Here is a 21,534-nt window from a genome sequence, read left to right as displayed (position 1 = left end):
AGTATTTTCTACATTAATTTGAATGTATTACGCTTATTCTCCGGTCTCATCATTATCGGCGCCTTTGTGCGAGTTGAATGACAAGAATGTAAGCAACATAAGGAAACAAAGTGTGAGAAAACAAGTGGTTTGTGCGACTATTGTTAGCTTTCTGGCTGGACTGTCGATTAAATCTTCTCTGGCTTCTGAGCTAGATACAGAAACGCACTATACCGATGAGGGCATTGCTTATGTTGAACTGGGCAATCCATCAAGTGACTATCGTTTGATTTTTATTCATGGCTCTCCTGGTAGTAAAGAAGGGTATCAAGACTACTTATCTGATCCTTGGCTTTTAGATCATGCGCAATTGATATCTGTAGACCGAATAGGCTATGGTCAATCTCCTAATCGTCTCGAAACGAAAATTAGTCAGCAGTCACAACATCTTCAACCACTGCTTGCGAGTGACAAAAAGAATATTGTGGTAGGGCATTCCCTTGGTGGACCAATAGCGCTTTCTTTAGCTTTGCAAATGCCCGATTTGGTGAATGGTTTGGTGTTTGTTGCCCCAGCTTTTGACCCAGAACTAGAAACGCCCAAATGGTATAACATACTCGCTGATACTTGGTTAATCGGTCTGTTTTTGAATCAAAACTGGTCTACGTCAAATGGTGAGATGATGACCCTTGCCGATGAATTATCACTATTGAGTACTAAAAACTGGCAAATTCTAAACAAAGTACCGGTTACTTTGATCCATGGTGAGCAAGATACCATCGCCGATCCCGATAACTCAATATTTGCCATGCGTCATTTATCAGGTCAGTTAAAAAAATTGGTTAAGGTTGAAGGTGAAGGGCACTTTATTCTGTGGAAGAACCCGTCCAAGATCATTGCTGAGATTAAGCATATGATAGAAATAATGCCAAAAACTTGAGTGCTCGGTATATTTGTATCTTTTACTTTTTCAGCGCCTCCCACTTCGACAGATGCCATATGAAAACCAAAGATGTCTGAGGTAAGCATACAGAGAGGAACATATTTGCACCTGAAATTAATACCTTTATTGATATCAAACGGCTGGAATAATCCAGCCGTTTCAAATGTTATTAATCTTCGGTAGTAATTTTAACACATGTCTAAGCAGCATTAATCGTCTTTAGTAAAGTTTTCTTCGCTAAACTGGTCCAAATCATAAGGTGTTTGTTGATATACACAATAATTGAGCCAGTTAGAAAATAGCAAATGTCCATGGCTTCTCCAACTGGCAACGGGTGGGTTGTCTGGATTATCGTTGGGGTAGTAATGCACAGGAATTGAAGGCTCCATTCCTTCGCCTAAATCACGAATATATTCATGGTGTAGCATTAATGCGTCGTATTCAGGGTGCCCAGTAACAAAGACATTACGCTTGTCCTTGGTTGATGCTAGATATACACCCGCCACATCGGATGTCGCTAAAATGTCGAGGTCAGTATGCTCTTGTAAATATTGCGGCGAAAAGTCGGCATATCTAGAATGTGGTGCCAGAAATGTATCATCAAATCCGCGCAGTAAAGGGTGAAAACAATGATGAATTTGATGATGGTAAACACCTGAAAGTTTTTCTTTGAGCGTACGTTTGGGGAGATCATAAAGAAGCTTTAACCCTGCTTGAGCAGCCCAACAAACATATAGGGTTGAGGTGACGTGCTCTTTTGCCCAAGCCATAATGGCTTGCAGATGCTCCCAGTAAATGACATTCTCAAACTGTACTAATCCAAGTGGAGCACCTGTGATGATCAATCCATCAAAGTTGCGGTTTTTTACCGCTTCAAACTGTCGATAAAAATTATTGAGATGTTCCGTGGGCGTATTTTTGCTGGGTCTATCGTCAATACGAAGCAGCTCAATGTCTATTTGCAGCGGGCTATTTGAAAGCAGACGAAGAAATTGAGTCTCAGTCTCTATTTTTTTTGGCATAAGGTTAAGAATGAGTACCTTAAGGGGCCGTATTCCTTGAGTTGAAGCCCTTGATTCTAGCATGACAAAAATGTTTTCCTGACGGAGGACATCACTCGCAGGTAGTTGATCGGGGATCTTAATTGGCACGGCTTACTTCCTTGGCTTTTTAGACGTCTATACTTCTAAATCTAACGTAAACCTTTCTTGATGTCGATAAGATTTTTATGACGTTTTAGGGTAAAATTAGAGCCTCGTTATTCGAATTGGTTACTTATGGTATTGAAACTAATCATTGTACGTGGATTACCAGGTTCAGGTAAAAGCACTTTAGCTAAGACTCTTGGCATAAACCATTATGAAGCTGACATGTATTTCATTAATGAACACAACGAGTATCAATTTAATCCTGATGATATCGCTAAAGCGCATTCTTGGTGCAAAAGAATGGTTCGTAAGAGCCTTAAAAACAAACAGAGTGTTGTGGTTGCTAATACTTTCGTTATGAAATGGGAGATTACCCCTTACTTTAAAATGGCTAGGCAATATGGAGCGCAGTTTGAAGTGATTGAATGCCAGGGCAATTACGACAATATCCACGGCGTTGATGCAAAGACGATTGCAGAGATGAAAGCGCGCTGGCAGAAATGGTGATTAGGTAGCTATTTTAAGTAAGATGTGAGCTTGAGTTCATAAAGTTTGCTTCCTATGCTCAATGAGTTTTAACCTAAAAAAGTCAGAGGGCAATAATGGGAAACATCAAAGATATTGATTTACAGACTGCAAGTACACCAACATATGGCCGAAGTCTTTTTCGTGAAGAGGTACCTACCGATAAAATGCCGGACATTGAACATGATCCGCAAGCAGTATATCGCTTCATACGTGATGAGCTTCAATTAGACGGTAATCCAACGCTTAACATGGCATCATTTGTGACCACAGTGATGGATGAAGAAGCAAATCGGCTGATTCGGGATAATTTAGGTAAAAACTACATTGATGGGGAAGTGTATAACCGTACTCTAGAAATAGAGCAACGCTGTGTAAGGATGCTGCTGGATCTTTTCAATGCGCCGCACAATATGAAAACGGCGCAAGAACTGGCTGATGGCAAAAATATAGAAAGCGGTTGGGGAACGGTAGCAATTGGTTCTTCTGAAGCTTTGATGCTTTGCGCACTCTCTCATAAAGAGCAATGGAAAAAGAAACGTAAAGCCCAAGGTAAACGTTTTGATAAACCAAATATTGTTATTGGCTCTGATGTTCATATCACCTGGGTCAAGTACGCTCAGTATTTTGATGTTGATATCAAATGGATTCCAATTAGTGAAGAAAACAGCTTCGTTATCTCAGCGAATCAAGTACGAGAAGCTGTCGATGAGAATACGACTTGTGTTGTTGCTGTTATGGGGACGTCATACACTGGGCAGAATGATCCCGTCGAAGCAATTAATGATGTGCTGGTCGATATAAAGAATGATTCTCAAAAGGGCTGGGATGTGCCACTCCATGTCGATGGTGCCAGTGGTGGTTTTATTGAACCCTTCAGAGATGACAATCAAGTACAGAGACTAAACTGGGATTTCAAGTTAGAGCAAGTGAAAACCATCAATGTGTCCGGCCATAAATTTGGTTTAGTTTACCCTGGAGTGGGCTGGGCATTATGGAAAAACTTTCATGAAATTCCAGATAAATTGTTTATTACAACGAATGTTCTTGGCTTTGATGAGTCTACCTATAGTCTTAATTTCTCGCGGGGTAGTGCAATGGTTTTGGCTCAGTACTATAACTTTTTACGATTAGGTAAAAGGGGGTATGGCTCTGTAGTACAAAATCTCATGTCATTAGCCCATGACTTGTCTAATGGGTTAGGCTCTTTGCGCTTAACGGTAACGGAGCATGATAAAAATGCTCAAGATGATGCTTCGGAAACGATAATTTTTAAAGACAAACCAATATTTTCAGTCGTTAATAACGCCGACTATTTTCCAGCATCTGTCGTAAGGCTTAATCTAAAATATGATGGTCAGGATAAACCTTTAACTAATGACGATACTGAAAACTATTTGTACTCAGTTCATGACATATCAGATAAACTTAAGCAGTCCAATTGGGTAGTACCTGCTTTCACTATGCCGCTTGAAAAAACACCCCCTATCAAAGATGAAAACGATCATATTATTAAACCTGCAAATCACGATGTGCCAGCCATTGCCGTGATGCGTATGGTAGTGAAAGAGGGTATCAGCAGAGATATGGTCAGTATATTGATTCAAAACTATGCTGATGCAGTGATAAAGCTTGAAGAGCAAGTGCGTGGTATTCAAAATCCAGATAAGAGTTATAAAGCAAGTATCTCTTTTGAGGAGGAAGTGGCTTGTGGCGCAAGCGATTTAGTTGAAATCGCTTGCTTGAAGCTAAAGCATATTCAGAAAAATCAAGCAAAAGCATCAAGAGTAGCTCTTGGAGCGAAATAAGCTGATAACTCGCTCTAACCTAGCTTAGAGCGAGTTTGTTTTTCAGTATATATATGAAAATCTAGTTTTTATGAATTAGATGACAGCGGTTTCCTAACCTAGAAAACCGAGCTGACTCATCAAACGTTCTATATACCTTTCTGTCTGATTTATAGTCTTCGAGTATTAGTAATCCAAGCACTTAAACTTTTAAGTAAAGGGTAGGTAATAACAAGGACCGCCAAAGTAGTGAAAGTGAGCGTAATTGGGCGCTCCCATAGGAAGTTTAACCCTCCATCACTTAGCATTAGGGCTCTGCGTAAATTTTCTTCCATTAGGCCACCCAGGATAAATCCCAGCAGCAGAGGTGCTAACGGATAGTTTGCCAACCGTAATAAAATGGCACCTAATGCTATAATTAGCATAATGAATATATCAAGAGTATTAAATGATACTAGGTAGACCCCCGTAATAGAGAAAAACAATATCATGGGTAATAATACGGTGCGTGGTACGGAAAGGAGTTTGGAAATATAAGGGATCATAGGTAGATTCAAGACTATCAATACAAAATTACCAAAGTACATAGAAATAATTACCGACCAGAATATATCGGGCCGATCAACAAATAATCTGGGGCCGGGCTGTATTCCGTATGCGAGTAATACACCTAGCATTATTGCTGTGGTGCCTGAACCAGGAATTCCAAGGGTCAGTAAAGGGACAAACGAACCACTGGATGCAGCATTATTTGCTGATTCGGGAGCGACCAATCCGCGCTTACTTCCTTGACCAAATTCCAGTTTTTTATCGGCGGGAGCCAAATTACGTTCCAGCCCATAACTAAGAAATGCTGCGATGGTTGCACCTGCTCCCGGTAAGATACCAGTAAAAAAACCTAAGATAGAAGAACGAAAGGATACAGGCGCTAATTCTTTGACTTCGTCTTTTGTTATCTTTAGATTGTTAATTGAATCTAATTGGCTTGAACTTTGGGTTGATGGGTCTTTTGATTCGGGCTTAAGTATGCCGATTAAAGTTTCACCCAGAGCAAAGGTTGCCATGGCTAACATTAAAAAGCTAAAGCCGTCCATAAGGTCCGTTATCCCATAGGTAAAGCGTTCTATTCCTGCACCTTTATCAATTCCGACTGTTGAAAGCATAAGTCCAAGTGTCGTCATCATCCAAGCTTTGATAACTTGCCCTTTGCCAGCAAATGCAGCGACGGCTGATAACCCAAGCAGCATTAGCGCGAAGTAATCCGGTGATTGAAAGCTGAGAGAGACACTGGCTAAAGCTGGAGCGGCCAATAGCAACATGACAGCAGATAAAGTACCCCCGGTAAATGAAGAATAGGCTGCTAGTGCTAGCGCCTTGCCAGCTTTACCTTTTTGAGCCATCGGGTAGCCATCAAACGCGGTAACGACTGTCGACGAGCAACCGGGAGCATTGATTAGGATAGAAGAGGTTGAGCCGCCAAAAACGGCGCCATAATATACGCCAGCCATAAGAATTAAGCCTGATGATGGCTCAAGGCTGTAACTAATTGGGATCATGAGAGCAATAGCTGAAATTGGGCCTAGTCCAGGGAGCATACCGACAAAAGTGCCTATGAAGCAGCCAACAACGACCATGATAATATTCATCGGCATGATTGCAGTTGAAAGCCCCTGTAATATTCCATCTATCATAGAGCGTTCCTTTATAAAAAATCAGTAAAAATAATGCCCGGTTCTAAATATATACCCAACCCTCTTGTTAGCAAAAGGTAGAAGGCCATTGCAAAGGGAAACGATGATCCAAATAATATCCACTTTCTCCTTTCTCCAAGTAAATAAAAGCTAATCAGAAGAAATGTGCCTGTGGCGAGAGCAAAGCCGATATAAGTAAGCCCAAGGCCATATAAAACCATTAATATTAAAAAACCAATCAGAAGCTTGTAATTTAACGTCTCGTTGGTCTTGCTCTTAATATTTGGGGTAGCTGTAACCAGCAGCAGTATGGATAACCCAATTCCTATAAAAGTTAATAGTGTAGGAAGTGTTCTGGCTGTGAAGGGCTCATATTCATCACTTGGCAAAAGAGGGATTTGTAATGTTTGATAACCGTAACTAAGACATAAAACAAGGAATATCACCGCACTAATTCGATCTCTACTTGGAAAGTGATTATTATCTTGGGCCCGATTGTTTTTAGAATGGTTTGATAACGACTTTAACATAGCAAACTCTTGTAAATTGTAGTTCGGATAACCCGTATATGAGAGCTCAAACGACGAACGATACTAGAATCAGACCTGATTACTTAAAAATTTAAAGTTGTGCTCTTAGCCTGCTACGCTCATATACGGAAAAATAATCGTGATCCCTACTATTTTAGAAAGCCAAGCTCGCTCATTAAATGTCCAATTTGCCTTTCTTGGCCTTCAAGAAAGTTATAGAAGTCTTTATCAGCTTTGTAGTTATCAATCCATCCATTTCGGTTTTTAACTATTTGCCATTCGTTTGTGCGGTACATTTTTTTTAGCGCATTGTTCCACTTATCGACTTGTTCTTGACTGGTTCCTGGAGCTGCAAAAAAACCTCTCCAGTTGGCAAAAACGGTGTTGTTACCATACTCAGTTAGAGTTGGGATATCAGGAGCGGCCTCGAGACGTTTTGGAGCTGTGATGGCAAGAATTTTTACTTGGCCGGACTGTGCCATCTCAAGCACTTCACTAAGCCCAGTTGACAAGAGTACTGTTTCCCCCGAGAGCATTGCTGTTGTTGCTTTAGCGCCTGCTCCATAAGAGATATAACGGACTTTATGTGGTTCAAATCCTTCGTTTTTAAACGCTGCGGCAATGACTAAATGGTCCATACTGCCTCGTGCAGAACCACCAGCAATTTTTATATTACTAGGGTTGCTATGAAAGTCTTTAACAACATCAGACCAACTGGTATATTTTGAGTTGGCAGGAGTTACTATAGCACCATAATCTGCGATGGTAGCAGCGACAGGAGTTAAGTCCCGAAAAGATTGGGGGAATATGCCGTTGAGCGATCGGACGACAATCGGAGTAGAGCTTACCATTAATGTGTTTTGTTGATGTTTTGCTGTCTCAATTAAATGTGAAATAGCTATACCACCACCACCACCAGGTAAGTTTTGAAATGATACCTGGTCAACAATATCCTCTTTGGCTAGCACGTTACCTATGCCTCTGGCGGTTCTATCCCAGCCTCCACCAGCCCATCCTGGTATAAGAAAATGTAATTTTTCAATTTCTTCTGCTGCAATAGATAGGCTAGTTAAAGGAGCTGCGATAAAAAAAGCGGCAAGATGTAACTTAAAGTTTTTAAACATAGTTCATGGTCCTTATGTCCTATTGGATCAAAACGTGAACAACCCTCCCCATATATTTGAAATGAGTTTGCTCATCATTATAATTTGATGCAACAATACGCATATGTTATGTGTTCGTCAATGGTATGTTTTTAAAGAGATCGGGCGTATTACTAAATTTGTAATGTTGAAGAGTAGGTGAGTAACTATGGTTTGTGTGGTTTAGGCTATTAGTTAGGGAGTCTCATTTTAAGAGACAAGAGGTTTGTAAATCTCTATTTTACAAACCTCTTAAAGTTATTACAGTATTCAAAAGTCACTATTTATTAGTGTGCTTGCGGGTATCTATCACCTATTCACATTCTTTGTGCTTTTCATAACACTGTGCTGTTTTCGGTGAGTCAACCATAACTGCGTAGGCACCTAGTGATTTTGCATATTGGTAGTCTTCTTGTGTGTTGACACCAATAAGAACGATGGTGTTGTCAGCAGTATCAAAGCAAGATAAATCGTCTTTCGACCATCTGAAGGTAGTTTTAGTTCGACCTTCACCTAACATAAAATGTTCAACTACTTCTACATTACGTGTTAATTCAAAAGCATGCCAACCAGGTTGGTCACTGGTAGCCTTACACTGGTTGGATAGTTTACTACCAAATAAAATATCTCTTGTTTCAGCTCGGCTTTTAAACACATTGAGGGACGAATATTTCTTGGCTGCGCCTATGTATGCTTCAGATGTAGAGTAAATTCTCGTGCGGTCAACAGAATCTGTTTGTTCAATAACATCTGCCACACTCTCTATATATTGCTTAGCTTCAGCATCGGGAGACTTTAAATCGATAAAAAACTCTGTGTGTGGGAATTTAACTAAAACGTCCTTTAGTGTTGGTATCTTGTATAAGTTCTCTGTGTCAGACGCTTGACCTTCGAAAAAACTGTAGCCCGCATCTAAAGTAGCTAGGTCTTTAACCGTCATTTCAGACACTTTGGTCTGTTTGGTTAATTCTGTTAGCGCCGAAAGATCACTTGGCCTATACAATACAGGAACACCATCTTTTGATAATTGAACCGTTATCCAAATAATATGAGCGCCGCGCTGTATCGATGACTGTATGGTTGGGATGGTATTTTCTGGGCCATCTGCGGTGCCTCCCCGGTGTGCAATAATCAGTGGATTACGGTTTTTGACTATGCCATTACCATCATCTAGCAATATGGGAGAAGTCTCATTAGGTAAGGTTTCTGAGAAGGCAAATCCTAGATGATTAAACATCAGCATAAACAATAAAATTTTAAATTTTTTCATATCTAACTCTATGAACAAAGAATATGGGCCTTAATAGCAAGTGGCGACCTACGACCCCAAAAAGCCTGCCTTTTCAATAGTAAATAACCTCTATTGATTGTTTTATCAGGTGTTAACCTGAGTTTTCATTTTAAAGATGAGGATAAGTTGACAGTTTGGCGTGTTTGATTTGTTTGGAAATCAATATTTGATAGCGACTAAAGAGGTCATCTATTTCAGGTTTGCCATTGGTTTTAGCAAAATCTAGCAAGGATAGATCGCCAAACGGATGTGCCTTCCACATAGTTTGTAACGATACTGCAAGTGAGAAAAAGTCGTGTTGAGGCGATGCATATCCAACTCGTAGATATGGATTTAGAGCGCAAAATTTAGGTGTTAAAGACGATGGAGTACAAAACTTATAGTCAGACTCAATCGGGACTATACTGCCTAAATCGATTAATCTCACCTCGTGATATAAGGTCACAATAAGATTAGAGGGCTTGATATCTCCATGTATGTAGCCTTTGCGATGGAGAGTATGTAGAGCTTGTTCCGCGCTTTTGGTAACTTTTTGTCTTTCCACAATGTTAAAGTTACGCATGCTGACACATAAGGTGTCAAAAAACTCTATTATAAGCCAGTCCATCCCCATAGTGGAGCCGTAGTCTATGTATTTAGGCCAACAGAGTTCATTATGATTGTGGAGAAATACAGCTTCGGTGTTGAGTTGTTGCTTGGTTGTGAGCGTGAAAGCAAACTTAACTACGCACGAACCATAACATGGATGAGTGGCTAAATATGTTTGCTGTCTAAGTAAAGAATACTGAGATATCCCCAGTACTCTAAATACTGTCGCTATTTTATCGCCTAACTCATTCTGTACCTTCATTCTAAATGCTCGATGGTAATGAAAAAGCAGAGAAAAAGTTGGGTACAAATGGGTTGTTTTGACCTTGTGTTTTGATGCTTAACTGAACTTGGCTATTACCATATTTAATTGCCACTTCTGTTTCTTGTGATGTCGCTGAAGCAACCCTTGGCTGGATAAATTTAAACCATGCCCAGTTGCCTTTATAACTTTCAGAAGCAATGCTACTTTGTTGGGCTTTTATCTGGAACCCAACAGAGTCTTGTTCTATCGCAGCCGCACTCCAGCTTTGTTTGATCCAAAGGCGAGGACCATGCTGGTATACAAAGAGTGGCTTTTCGCCTTGAATAATAAATTCGGTGACGTCAGAGCTCATTTCTTTAGCCCTTAACTGAAATTGGAGTGACATGTTTTGTGGGTCGGCCAAAAAAAGAGCATTGCGAATGTCACGTGCCTTCGAAATCATTTGCCAAACTGAAGGGTCCAAAGCAAATCCTGTGTTTGGTAGTAAACCGTAGAGGTAAGGAGAGCGCTCTTCCGTAGAGAAATTTTTCAATTTCGATTGGTAATATTGTTCTAAGGTCCCGTCAGATTTAAAGAAAGCGGCAACATCTGCGGTACTTGCATCTGAACTGGCTGTCTTATTAAACGGATAATAGCCAGCAATCGTTGTTTTATATGGCTGATAAACCTCGGAGCGCCAGGTATTGTTTAAATAATCATGTGCAAGGCTCATCACTAACTCATTTGATTGCCGTGTTAATTGGGTCAAAATTTGTTGTGATATTGAAGGTTGAGCAGCTTCTTGTTGAGCCAAAACAGATATAGGATTACTGGTTTTTATGGATGCGGTAAGCGCATGATAGGCGACTTTTTGTGGATCTTCGGCTTGGTAGAATTTATCTAGCCAAGTTTCCGCCTGAGTAACTTTACCCAATAATGAGTCAATGGGTTTATTTCCTTGTTCATCTGTAGAAACTTGATTGTGGAACTTCTCAAAGGCTAGCTGAATTTGCCTTGCGGATTCCTTTTTATCCATATCTTGTTGTTGTGGCTGAGTATCGTTATCTTTCGTCGGATCTTTTGGTAACTCAACGGATGTGTATTTACTTACCGTGTTATAAAGCATAGCAAGAGGATTGTTTGACGCATTGGTTAGTAATGCCATTGTTCTTTTAAGATCGTCAGCATTGCTAACATTAGCAACTTGAATTTGAGAAATAAAATCACGCCAATAATTAATGTAGTCATTTTGATATCTCTGCTTCAAATCTCGACTAATACGATACATTTCTGACGCGCTAGGTGAAGCTCCAGCTACACCTTCATACGCTCTTAGGGCTTCTTTTAAAATTGGTGAATTTATCGATAAATCGAGTTCATTAAATCCCGACGGCGTATACAAATACGGAACCATATAACCAGCATAGTTTGGAGAAAACGACATCAGTTTTCGGAAGTTACTTCCTAGTTCATGGCGTATGTCGATGCGGCTTGAATAGGTCTCTGAATTAAGAATATGTTGATACAGTAGCGTTTCAACGCCGGTTTGGCTGATGACTCTCTTAGCTAATTGTTCAAGCCCTAAATTGGCCTTAATAGGAACCAGCCCTTGTTCAAATACATCATCAAGCAATATGTCGAGTTGCGCAATATTGACGCTATCTGCTTCACCTTGCTCCTCCAAAGTTGTGATGAAATACCGTTTTAGTGCGCCAATGTTGCTACGGTCAATATTGAACAACAATCGATAATTGTTAAGCAAAGATAGTGTCTTGGCTTGATCTTCTAAATTAACATAAACAAATAAATCTTTTTCAAGAGTGTTCTCCATTGAAGGAATAAGCACTCGTTGTAATTCATCAAAATAGGCTGCTTCAACGTCACTGGAGATACTTGATGTTGGCATGAACGAAAAACTGTACCAAGGCTTTGGCTTTCGATACAGAGCATAAATTCGATTGAGAGAATATAGGTTAGGAATGTTATCCGCCATATTTTCGATATTGTATGGTTGGGCCGATATTGCTTCTTTGTAACGCTCTAACATAGTGTCGGCCTCTGCTTCTAGTTTACTTTGGTAGTCAAAATCGATCTTTATGTCGATGAGCACAAAGGCAAATAAGCTTAGCCAGAATAGAGTGTAAGCCACCTGCATCGTCAATAACAAATTTTCTTTGCGTCGATTAACCCCGACTAACTCATGTTCATTTAAAATGGTGTGAGTCATTAAATATTGAGCAAAAAGGGTTTGTTGTACAGGGATTTGCTGGTGCTGCTGAAATTGCTCGTATCCCAACGTTTGATTAACCATATTGGCCAACACGTCATGTTGCTTTTGGATCTGGCCGCTATGGGTAAAATAGAACCCACGAAAGTTAAGGCCATCATGTAATTGCTCACCACGGTACAAACGATAGAGGAATTCCCATAAACTCTCTTTGAGTAATGCGAATTGATAGGGCGCGGCGCAAATTGCATTGCGATAATCTTGATTGAGTTGTGAGGCTAATGCATTACTCATATTAGAGAGCAGTTGTGTAATGAGGTTATCGTATTCAGTGTTATACCAATCTGCATCTATTCCACCATGTTTCATTATTGGGGAAGTGACTCCAAATACATCGTTTCTTTTGGTTTCATCAAATGCAGAGAAAAACTGACAAAAGTCATTAATCTGACCCATTTGAGTAATGATGTTGTAAACAGGTAGATTAAGGCCAAAAATATGGTTGAAGCTTTTTATCTGTGATTTTATCTTGTCAGCTTTTTGGGTGACGGTTTCGGTTGATTTCAATAGTTCTTTGACATCAGTCGTCAGTATAATGCCATTGATTGCCTGACGAGAACGCCATTTGTTTAGGTTTTGACAAAGCGTTTTTACATAGTCTGGATGTTGCTCATCTCCTAGGCTAACAGAGATCAAAATAGAATGCTCACTTAGCCAAAATAAAATTGGAAACTCTATATCGTTGCCAAAATCGTCCACTTTGTATGCCTCATAGCCCATTTGGGTAATGATGCTTTTATCTTTAATTGGGTCATCGCTCAGAAGAACATAAAAAGGCAGATCGTATCGACTAGATAAGCGTTTTTTTCGTTTTTGTATGTTAAGCATCGCTTTGAAATGTTTGGTGAGTAGTTTGCAACGCTTATTGATGAGAAGCCTGTCTTGATTGGGTGTTTGAGGCTGAATTCGCCTTTTCGATAGTAACCAGAAGCAAAGTGAGCCGAGAATTAAAGCCACCAATAAAGTTAATAATAGGCCTGCTATCGTATGTATTGGGTAGGCGTATTTCCACGTTAACAATCCACCTAATACAAAAATAGCTATGACCAAAACGAATGTCCAAACTAGAGTGCTTAGCCTGTTAGCTTGTGGTTGAGATGAATTTTGTTCTGCCATTACTAAGGAGCCTCTGAAGTGTTCTTAGTGTGATTTCTTATGGTTTTACTCTGCACAACGATTGCTTTAATTGAGTCTTTTTCTAGATACCAGCTTTTTATTTGCTCTGCATGCTTGGGAGAAGTACTTCGAACAATAACACGATAGTAAGAGCGAATTTTCTCTACAGTTGGTGAGTAGGCTGATGGTGACAAACTTCTTATGAATGAATCTGCATTTTGTTGTGAGGAAAAGGTTGCCAGCTGCACTAACCAGCCAGATTTACTTGTTTTCAAGCTTGGTGGTGGAACTGTATCTACCATCTCCACTTTACTTGCTTTTTGGGGAGGTGACACTAAGTCTTCATCTTGGCTGATAAACACAATATCTTTCACCTCTCCGGATAGAATATAACGATCACTAAAAGTGGGTAGTGTGGTAAAATCACGTGATCTTGGAGGTAGTGTTTCTTTATACCAAAAGTGTGTGAGACCAATACTTAACGTTATTAACGTCCCGAAAAATAGTGTGGTTAGCAAATAGCGTTTACGCCTTGTCGGTTTGCGAGTTTTGGGTTGCTTTACTCGTGTTCTACAGTGGATATTATTACTCGGTCTATATTGAGCAATGGCTTGTTCAAGTTGATGAATGAACCCTTTTATCTGCTCGCTACCTGTTTCTCGATATTGGCCTTTGAAGCCAATGTTTAAGAAAATATAAATAACTTCCAGTAAATCAATTAGCTTATGGGGTTGTCGAATGGCTTTTTCCGCGACGGTAAAAAAGAGTTCACCGCCGTTACGCATACCGAAAAGCTCACTAAGTAAGGTTTTATTTTCCCAACAACGTTTCTCTCCCCATTCACTGTAGATAATGAGTTCGTCTAATACGACGGCATACAAAAAGCACAACTTATCTATGACCGCTACTGGGTAGGTAAGCTCTGAGCCTTTGGCTTTAATCTCGTTAATATTGTTAGCAAGTTGGTGTCTCAGAGTCGTCACGTCTTGCGGTTCAGGAAGCGTTGAGATTTTAAGTGTGATCGCCAACAATTCGCTACTAATGTTGAGCAGCTGATTTTCTGCTTTATTGAAATGATCGAGCAAGCCATGCTTATTTTGTGAGGCATTAACAGGTGTCCATTGCGAAGCACTATCGTCACTACTTTTTTCTGAGAATTCTGATTTTTCTGCGTTCCATACTAGCGTTTCTTCGTCTAAGTAATCCATTATTGTTACCTCAACGCATATAGCATAACATCTAATTCGTTAATGCGAGTATCAACATGCAAAGCAATAGCATCTCGATTTTCCAGCATTTCCAGCCACATTCGATCCGACGTGTCTACCTCGAAATAGGCGACGCCTTGCATCGGTTTTAATTCGCTCGGAGCTACAGGTAATGGTGAAAGAGCTATGCCTGAAAGGCTATTCCTGACAAGCTCGACAATTCTTGCATTGTTTCCAAGTTTTGCCGCGACGGGGAAGAGTTCATTGAGTTCCGCGCTACTTATGTTAGATTTGACCGCTAATACAAATCGGCGATTTGCGACGCTCGCTGTGTCTTTGATTAATGTTCGCAATAAGCGACGCCTTTCAAACAAGGACGAATCCCAACTGAATTCAACAACAGAATCTTGCTGTACCATAGTCAACATATTCCTGAGGTTGGCAAAAAGTGGATTGAAGCTTTCATACAGTTTTTGATATTGTAGGCTAGCGCAAGACTCTGGTATGGCTGGGGTTAACGCCATTATTTGAGCCTCAAATTTTCTGAGCTCCAAGTAGAGTTCGTGAGTTTGATATTTTGGGTTATTAATGGTCAGATCAAACCAGGGAAGCCAAGTGTTTAACGTCTGTAGCCATAAGTAATCTTGCATCATTGACTGAGGGCTTTTTTGTCCTTGTCCTGCCTCAATTCGTTTGAGAAGGCTATTGGCTCGGTTTGCAGAAAGTGCATGAATTTCCTTCATTCTTTCGGTTAACAGTGTAGATGCACCATAATGAAGACACGCAGGGATAAAAGAACGATCAAGGACCACCTCTCCTGATTCAATACTTTCTAACACTTTACTGATGGGGATTAAAGTGAAACCAGAGGTATCTTCTCCGTCAAGCTTAATTGAGACATTTAGTTGAGCAACGTCAATTTCAACACTGGCATTTTCTGATGTTGAAGTATCAAATACATTGATAGATTGTGTGACGTATCTGCTTTGCTCGGACTCATCAATGCCATAATCGTTATTGCCTTGTAAAGATATTGGCAGGGCTAAATATGCAATGGTTTCTATTGTTCCTTGTGGAATATCTCGAGCAATTTCTTCTTTTAACTCAAACTGGGTTCCATCTGGAAATATTCCAGCGGAGGAAGATACAGAGAGCTTACCAATTTTGAGCAAGCTATGATTAATGGTTAGCTCAGTCACACCATAAAATGGAGAAAAACCAGCTAATGTTTCGATATTTTGACGGACATAGTTTTGAACATAACGGTCTTGTTGCTGAAAATGCTGTGGGGCAATAAACATGCCTTCTTGCCATACCACTTTTTTGAATGCGTCCACGTATTTCCCCTCAAATATGATTAAAACAATTTCCACCAAGGTGAATCTGGTGTAATAACGATTAACTCGGCTTTATCGCCCGAAATACTTAATTGCAGGTATCCATCAGAGCTTGTGGGTAGTGGAGAGACTGCTTTAGGCTGGCTATGTTGATAGTCGATAAACTCAACCAATATTGCCACATACTGAGTTTGGCTGTTGATATCTAACGTGAGCTTCGTATCGCTATCGGGTATAACCACAGGCAATATCTGTTTGGATATTAGGTTGGCACTAAGTAATTGAACATCATTACTATATAAGTCAATAAATGGCTGCTGCTTAAACATCTGAGCATCAGTCAGTTGATATAATCTTACCACTACAGGGTTTGAAGTATTTGACTCTGAAGGGTTAGATGATTTGTCTGACTTTATCGCTAACGAGTATTGTGTAACGACAGGCGTAGGATCGGATGAACATCCAAGCATAAATAAAGCCCATACCAAACACCACTTAGCCATTATTTTTCCTCTCTATTTTTTTGCATATTTTCCATGAAGAGGGCTTTGAACTGACGTCTAAAGTCTCCGTTATCTTGACGATGCTGGAAGTGTTTTCGATAGATCCTCCAATACTTCTTTTGTTTACTGGTAAAAATCCCGCCTGAAATATAGTCGTCAAACTGTTTTTCTAATTGGTTTGGTGAAAAATCATTTAAGAACTGGTCAACGGTTTGATCGAGCGCTTTAAACAGTAGTTCATGGTGAAGAGTTGGGTTAGCTAAGTATTTTTGGTTCTTCTCTGTGATTGATAGTATTTTTTCCAACGATGTTTCTATTGGAGAGTCGTCCTTAGTACTAGCTGGTAACAACTCAGGGTCGCTGGTTTGATGAACCTGATTTGAGTCGGGTTCGTCTGTTTCAATATGTTGGGATATAAGAACATCTTCCAGATCTTCAAAAGGATCCGCTGCAAATGGGTCGTCCGTAAGAACGCCTTCTTGTGTAAAGTTCGCTTTTTTTTCATTCGATACAGAAGGAGTTGTCTCGTCAAGAAAATCAGTATCATCATTATCTATCTGTAATGAAAAAGGCTCTAAAAATATGGTGTTATCTTCATCTTGGTCCTGGGGTTGTTTGGTTGACACCAAAGTAGAAACCAACATGGTATAGCTTTCAACTTTAAGTATATCCCCATCATTAAGTGGGTAATCTTTATCTCTTACCATGGCTTTATCATTGAGAGAGGCCGCATTTTGGCCGGTACTTTTTACACTGTATCCTACTTCTGTACGCCGAATACTGCCATGAACTCTAGATATGCGTTTGCTTTGATCGGGCAGGGCGATATCGCATGACGCTGAGCGGCCAAACTCTCCTCCTGCTTCAGGTAAGTATATGACTCTGGAAGTGACCACTTCATCAGAGGGTACAGAGATCAAATGAATACTAATCGTCACTTGTTTACCCCTCACATTTTAAAATTGCTGAATTAAAGGCTTGTAAAAAACCAGTATACTTTTTAAGGAAATGATTGGAAAAGTAGACGCCCATAGGCTTGGAATCTTTAAGTTTGGACTGAAAGAAATTAGCAGGGAGTGCCGCATTCTCTAATTCTCGCTGAAATACCTTTTCGTCTTCCAGAACAACATCAATCTCTCTTTGCTTAAGGAGTTTTAATAGAATTTTTGCATCTCTTGGTTGTTTAACTACTCTGAAGCCATTGCGTTTTAGCCAAAACCATTTACTTGACCCAAACTTAGCTGAAAAATTGAGGTTGACCTTAGTTAGCTCGTTGATATTTGGCTTGACCCCAGGGCCGAAATACCAACGTAATTCTTGCTGGGCAACGGCTGTTGAAAGGGTGGCATATTCGTCTCTCTCTGCCGTTTGTGTCGCGACAAAAAATCCGTGTTGTAGGCCGCTTTGTACTCTCAACTGAGCATCTGACCATGCTGTCATCGTAATTTGGTAAGGCTGTCCCATTTTATTTAGTGCGCATTTTACTTTATCGATTGCCAAGCCTCGCATCTCCTCATCTACGTAATCTTGATATGGTGGCCAATTTTGAGTAGTAAGTTGAAGTCGAGCCGGACCAAATACTGGCTGAGCATATACCGCAGCGATGTTCATAATGCAGAAGAAAGATAGGATGACGAAAGTAACATACTTCGTGATAGTTATCATTCAGTTCCTCCAATTAATTCGGAAATTTTAAGGATAGAAACAGGAGGGTAATAGTCTAAAGCTCGGGCGGCACCAATGTTCACTATGTATGAATACTGGGTTAAAGACTCAATCGGGATCTCGCTAACAGGGAACTGCCCTGTAAGAATTTGTTCTGCTTTATAACCAGCGAACTGTCCTGCGTTATAATAGCGGCTTACAATCCCAAACAATGCGTCGTTGTTACGTATTGGCGATTCCGTAGCAGAAAATGTAGCAATTCCATGAGTATGTAAATTATCGACGATATTTTGGCCTTTACTAATGATGTATGAATCTGGTGGTAGATAGGCTAACTGAACTCCATCTTCTTGCATCATCTCAACAACTTTGTCTATTGAGCCTGTATCGGGCTTATCGTTTATTGTTCTCAAAGGGTAAAGAAAAACGTCTTTTTTGAACTCAGAAGAGAGAGCTTGAATATTTCTTGCTGTTACCACTGAATTATTCTCAAGAGGGTTAAAAATAATGCCGATTGTATCAAGTCCTTCTAGTTGGCTAATCGCTTTTAGCTGGACATTGTGGGGTACGATATGGCTTACTCCTGTAAAGTTACGATGCTGAGCTTGAAGTGAACTAACTATTTTTGAACCGACTGGGTCTGTAACTATGCTGAATACAACAGGAGTTTCACTTTCTTTCCTAAACGCGCTTGGGTAACTTTCAGTTCCGAGTAAGCCAAGTGTTATTGTTGTTCCGAAAGTATAAATTAAGTCTGGTTTTAACCTATCTACACTTTTTAAGTGGTTTGCTAGTAATTTTTTATCTCGTTTAGCATCCAGAATAGTATAGTGCGCCGAAATTTTACCAGACAGGTAATCCATAAACCCTCTTTCGGCCTCAGTGATACCTCTCCAAAGGACCATGACAATATGTTTATCTCCTTCAGACGGTTTTACTGATGCTTCAAATGGCAGGATCGCCAGTATAGCGAGAAGCCAAACTCTCATTTAACTACCTCCACTTGTCTTCTGTCTCGGCGAACAAATATGCTATAAAGGCTTAGAAAGCATATAGAACTTATCAGTAACACGACACCAAAAAGCATAATGGTGGTTTCGAAACTAACGATACTCAAACATAGTCCTGCAATTAAGGGGCCTGATATGTTGCCGATTCGTTCAATCAAACGGAATATCCCTATGGTTTTACCTTTATCTAAATTTGACTCGCCTAAACATTCAATCACAAGGGGTACTTGAGGTGAAACACCAATACCGTGAGCGATACCAACTATTACAACGATAAAAAGTAATCCCAGAGTACCAGGCAAAGCGGTAATATTGATCAATGCCACAGCAGATAAGATTCCTCCAGCAAAGATGAAAGTCATTTTATTATTCCATTTATCTATTAAAACTGCCGAAAGTGGAGCAATAAGCACGATGGCTAAACCATAAGTCATCATGATACGTCCTGATACCGCGTTGCTCTCACCTAAAGACTGCAGGTAAACAGGGCAAATGTAATAGAGGAAGCCAGTTAAAATAATCTTAGCAGGAATGGCGCTAAAGAAAGCGATAAGTGTAAAATACTTGTTTTTTAGCAGTAGTTTAAAGTCAGAGAGTTTTACTGGTTGACTGGTTAAATTTGTATTGCTGCGATCAAATACGCTAAAAATTAGTACAACTCCAATCAAAGCTAATATCGAAGATAAAGCAAATGTTGTCGTATAACCGAGTTTATCCGCTAGGATGCCTCCAATTGCTGCTCCGCAAAGTGAACCAGAGAAAAATGCAGAGAAAAAAGTCGACATTCCTTTCGTTCTGTTTTCAGAGGTGGTTGTGTCAGTGATGTATCCTTGAGCAGATATAAAGACTACACCATAACCAACGGCTGTTATCGCCCTAGTCAATAACAGAACTTCTAAGTTTGTGCTTGCTGATGTTGCGATAAGTCCTACTGAAATAACACTGCCACCGACAACAAGTGATTTTCTTCTGCCAACTTTGTCTGACCAATGTCCTGCGAAAGGTAGGGATAATGCCCAACAAGCCATAAACAATGAGATAGAAATGCCAGTGACTAAATTTTGTGGTATCAAATTGAAACTGCTTGGGATATTACTGACAAAATTGGGGAAAAAAGCCAAAGACATTGCCTCGGCAAAAATTAATATAAACAGTGGCAGTCTAACAAAGCGATAGTCTTGGATGTTTTTATTTGGAAATACTTTGTCATCAAACGTTCTTTGAACCAGCTGATTAAGTTTTTCTATCAAGGTGCCAAGCTCGTCCCTCGATTGAACTTGAACAAGGTGAGGGTCTTCTTGGTTTTCATCTATTGTGACTAGCTGCTTTATCTGTTTCCACGGTTTAATTATCATAGCGTTGCAAACAAATAATATGATTTCGATAACAAATAGGCTTGAGGCAATCAGTACCGTCAACATATCCATAATGCTGTCTTTAATCAGCTGTGGGATAATATTTATGTCTGCCATCATTTGAAGTTGGATTATGCCAGTCTCGTCAATTGGGATGGATAGTAAACTAGCATCTTTGTAATTAGGAAAAACCTCTGGATATTGGTAAATAGAGTCTTTATTTTTTTCTATGCGGATGGACAAGAGTTCGGGGTGATGGACGATATAGGAGGCGAACTCTTGCTCTATACCTGTTAACTTATCCAGCGGTACGCCCTCTTCAACTAGGCGACTGATCATAGTAGACAGAGTATCTCCGATTAGATTTGATTTCTGCTCTAATTGCTCTTGGTAAACGCTAGAAAAAGTGGTTAGTGAATGATGTGAACTCCCCATATTTGAAGCGATAGTTAAAAAGATAGCCAAAATAATGACCAACACTGGAAAGTACTTAGCACGCATCCGTTCCCAATTAGACCGAGCTTTATTAACGATAATGAGCTCTTTGATGGAATGGAGTGCTTGCCTATCAGGTAGCTCTCTATTATTGGTTAAATCAGTGGCAGATTGAATTTTGCTTAGAAGGAAGTCCAGTAAAAGGTTAACAATTAAATAACCTAAAACCGAGGTAACTAAGACCCAAAGCAATGTGTAAATAATTTGTTGTGCCAGCAGACCTTGTTTTGTTTTTTTTAGATATAGAGGAGAATAATAAAGCCTAAGCTCTCCCTGTTTGACATTAAAAGTATTAATAATGTCAGTTTTAATTAGCCGATCGGTGTCAAACTTAGCGACTCCGGTTGTAAACAATACTTCATCATCATTGTTGACTACTTGAATTTTATTTATTCCGTCAACGAGTTCAGAACGTCTTTCAATGAGAGATTGAATATTTGAAATTGAAGCTAAAGGTAAACCAAGACTTATGGCTTGTCGGATATCACTGTCTGTTTCGTCTACTACAACTTGATAGGTTGAATCGCTTGTTTGAGTCAGTCTCTTGTCAAAGTTTAGATAATTAAGCGTTGTGTTTAGTCCATTAGAGAACAGCAAAATAGCAACAATAGCTAAGATCAGTTTAAACCTTAGCGACAACAATCCCTTTGAATTATCTTTATTGTAAGTATCCATCTTGCTGTTCAATCC

Annotated in this window: 17 protein-coding genes; 3 read left to right on the top strand and 14 right to left on the bottom strand. The window is 39.8% G+C overall.

The features are described from left to right. Positions 1 to 112: 112 nt before the first annotated feature. Positions 113 to 919: an alpha/beta fold hydrolase gene (locus DPF90_RS07940; RefSeq protein WP_114785798.1), complete on the top strand. Its 807-nt coding sequence runs from the start codon at positions 113 to 115 to the stop codon at positions 917 to 919. Positions 920 to 1,131: 212 nt separating this feature from the next. On the opposite strand, the gene metA is transcribed toward DPF90_RS07940, so the two are convergent. After that, positions 1,132 to 2,073: a homoserine O-acetyltransferase MetA gene (gene metA / locus DPF90_RS07935; protein WP_114785797.1), complete on the bottom strand. Its 942-nt coding sequence runs from the start codon at positions 2,071 to 2,073 to the stop codon at positions 1,132 to 1,134. Between the two features lie 126 nt (positions 2,074 to 2,199). Here metA and DPF90_RS07930 point away from each other — a divergent pair, with 126 nt between their 5' ends. Both DPF90_RS07930 and gad read left to right on the top strand, forming a co-directional pair. Next, positions 2,200 to 2,577: an ATP-binding protein gene (locus DPF90_RS07930; protein ID WP_114785796.1), complete on the top strand. Its 378-nt coding sequence runs from the start codon at positions 2,200 to 2,202 to the stop codon at positions 2,575 to 2,577. A 95-nt stretch (positions 2,578 to 2,672) separates the two neighbouring features. Further along, entirely contained in the window at positions 2,673 to 4,403 is a 1,731-nt protein-coding gene (gene gad / locus DPF90_RS07925) for a glutamate decarboxylase (protein ID WP_114785795.1), read from the top strand. Between the two features lie 149 nt (positions 4,404 to 4,552). Here the strand turns inward: gad and DPF90_RS07920 are convergent, their stop codons facing one another. The 13 genes from DPF90_RS07920 to DPF90_RS07860 form a co-directional block, all read right to left on the bottom strand. After that, positions 4,553 to 6,073, bottom strand: a complete 1,521-nt coding sequence (locus DPF90_RS07920) for a tripartite tricarboxylate transporter permease (RefSeq protein ID WP_114785794.1) — start codon at positions 6,071 to 6,073, stop codon at positions 4,553 to 4,555. Positions 6,074 to 6,084: 11 nt separating this feature from the next. Further along, entirely contained in the window at positions 6,085 to 6,603 is a 519-nt protein-coding gene (locus DPF90_RS07915; RefSeq protein ID WP_114785793.1) for a tripartite tricarboxylate transporter TctB family protein, read from the bottom strand. A 149-nt stretch (positions 6,604 to 6,752) separates the two neighbouring features. Beyond that, on the bottom strand, positions 6,753 to 7,727 hold the full coding sequence (locus DPF90_RS07910) for a tripartite tricarboxylate transporter substrate binding protein (RefSeq protein ID WP_114785792.1): 975 nt from the start codon (positions 7,725 to 7,727) through the stop codon (positions 6,753 to 6,755). A 331-nt stretch (positions 7,728 to 8,058) separates the two neighbouring features. Beyond that, positions 8,059 to 9,015: a glycerophosphodiester phosphodiesterase family protein gene (locus DPF90_RS07905; RefSeq protein WP_205395176.1), complete on the bottom strand. Its 957-nt coding sequence runs from the start codon at positions 9,013 to 9,015 to the stop codon at positions 8,059 to 8,061. Positions 9,016 to 9,145: 130 nt separating this feature from the next. After that, positions 9,146 to 9,886, bottom strand: coding sequence for a protein kinase domain-containing protein (locus DPF90_RS07900; RefSeq protein WP_114785791.1), 741 nt, complete (start codon positions 9,884 to 9,886; stop codon positions 9,146 to 9,148). Position 9,887: 1 nt separating this feature from the next. Continuing rightward, positions 9,888 to 13,271, bottom strand: coding sequence for a type VI secretion system membrane subunit TssM (gene tssM / locus DPF90_RS07895; protein WP_114785790.1), 3,384 nt, complete (start codon positions 13,269 to 13,271; stop codon positions 9,888 to 9,890). A 2-nt stretch (positions 13,272 to 13,273) separates the two neighbouring features. Next, positions 13,274 to 14,479, bottom strand: a complete 1,206-nt coding sequence (icmH, locus tag DPF90_RS07890; protein ID WP_114785789.1) for a type IVB secretion system protein IcmH/DotU — start codon at positions 14,477 to 14,479, stop codon at positions 13,274 to 13,276. Between the two features lie 5 nt (positions 14,480 to 14,484). Then, positions 14,485 to 15,816 (bottom strand): type VI secretion system baseplate subunit TssK, encoded by a 1,332-nt coding sequence (tssK, locus tag DPF90_RS07885; protein ID WP_114785788.1) that lies wholly within the window; start codon positions 15,814 to 15,816, stop codon positions 14,485 to 14,487. A gap of 20 nt (positions 15,817 to 15,836) precedes the next feature. Then, positions 15,837 to 16,319, bottom strand: coding sequence for a type VI secretion system lipoprotein TssJ (gene tssJ / locus DPF90_RS07880; RefSeq protein ID WP_114785787.1), 483 nt, complete (start codon positions 16,317 to 16,319; stop codon positions 15,837 to 15,839). After that, entirely contained in the window at positions 16,319 to 17,257 is a 939-nt protein-coding gene (locus DPF90_RS07875) for a type VI secretion system-associated FHA domain protein (RefSeq protein WP_114785786.1), read from the bottom strand. Before DPF90_RS07875 ends, tssJ begins: the two co-directional genes overlap by 1 nt. Before the next feature lie 4 nt (positions 17,258 to 17,261). Next, a complete protein-coding gene (locus tag DPF90_RS07870; protein ID WP_240314488.1) occupies positions 17,262 to 17,930 on the bottom strand; it encodes a type 2 periplasmic-binding domain-containing protein in 669 nt (222 codons plus the stop codon). A gap of 50 nt (positions 17,931 to 17,980) precedes the next feature. After that, on the bottom strand, positions 17,981 to 18,973 hold the full coding sequence (locus DPF90_RS07865) for an ABC transporter substrate-binding protein (RefSeq protein WP_114785784.1): 993 nt from the start codon (positions 18,971 to 18,973) through the stop codon (positions 17,981 to 17,983). After that, positions 18,970 to 21,519, bottom strand: coding sequence for an MFS transporter (locus tag DPF90_RS07860; protein WP_114785783.1), 2,550 nt, complete (start codon positions 21,517 to 21,519; stop codon positions 18,970 to 18,972). Before DPF90_RS07860 ends, DPF90_RS07865 begins: the two co-directional genes overlap by 4 nt. Positions 21,520 to 21,534 lie beyond the last annotated feature (15 nt).

Source organism: Vibrio tetraodonis, from assembly GCF_003350295.1.
GTDB lineage: Bacteria > Pseudomonadota > Gammaproteobacteria > Enterobacterales > Vibrionaceae > Vibrio > Vibrio tetraodonis.
This window is presented reverse-complemented; position numbering and strand designations above follow the sequence as displayed.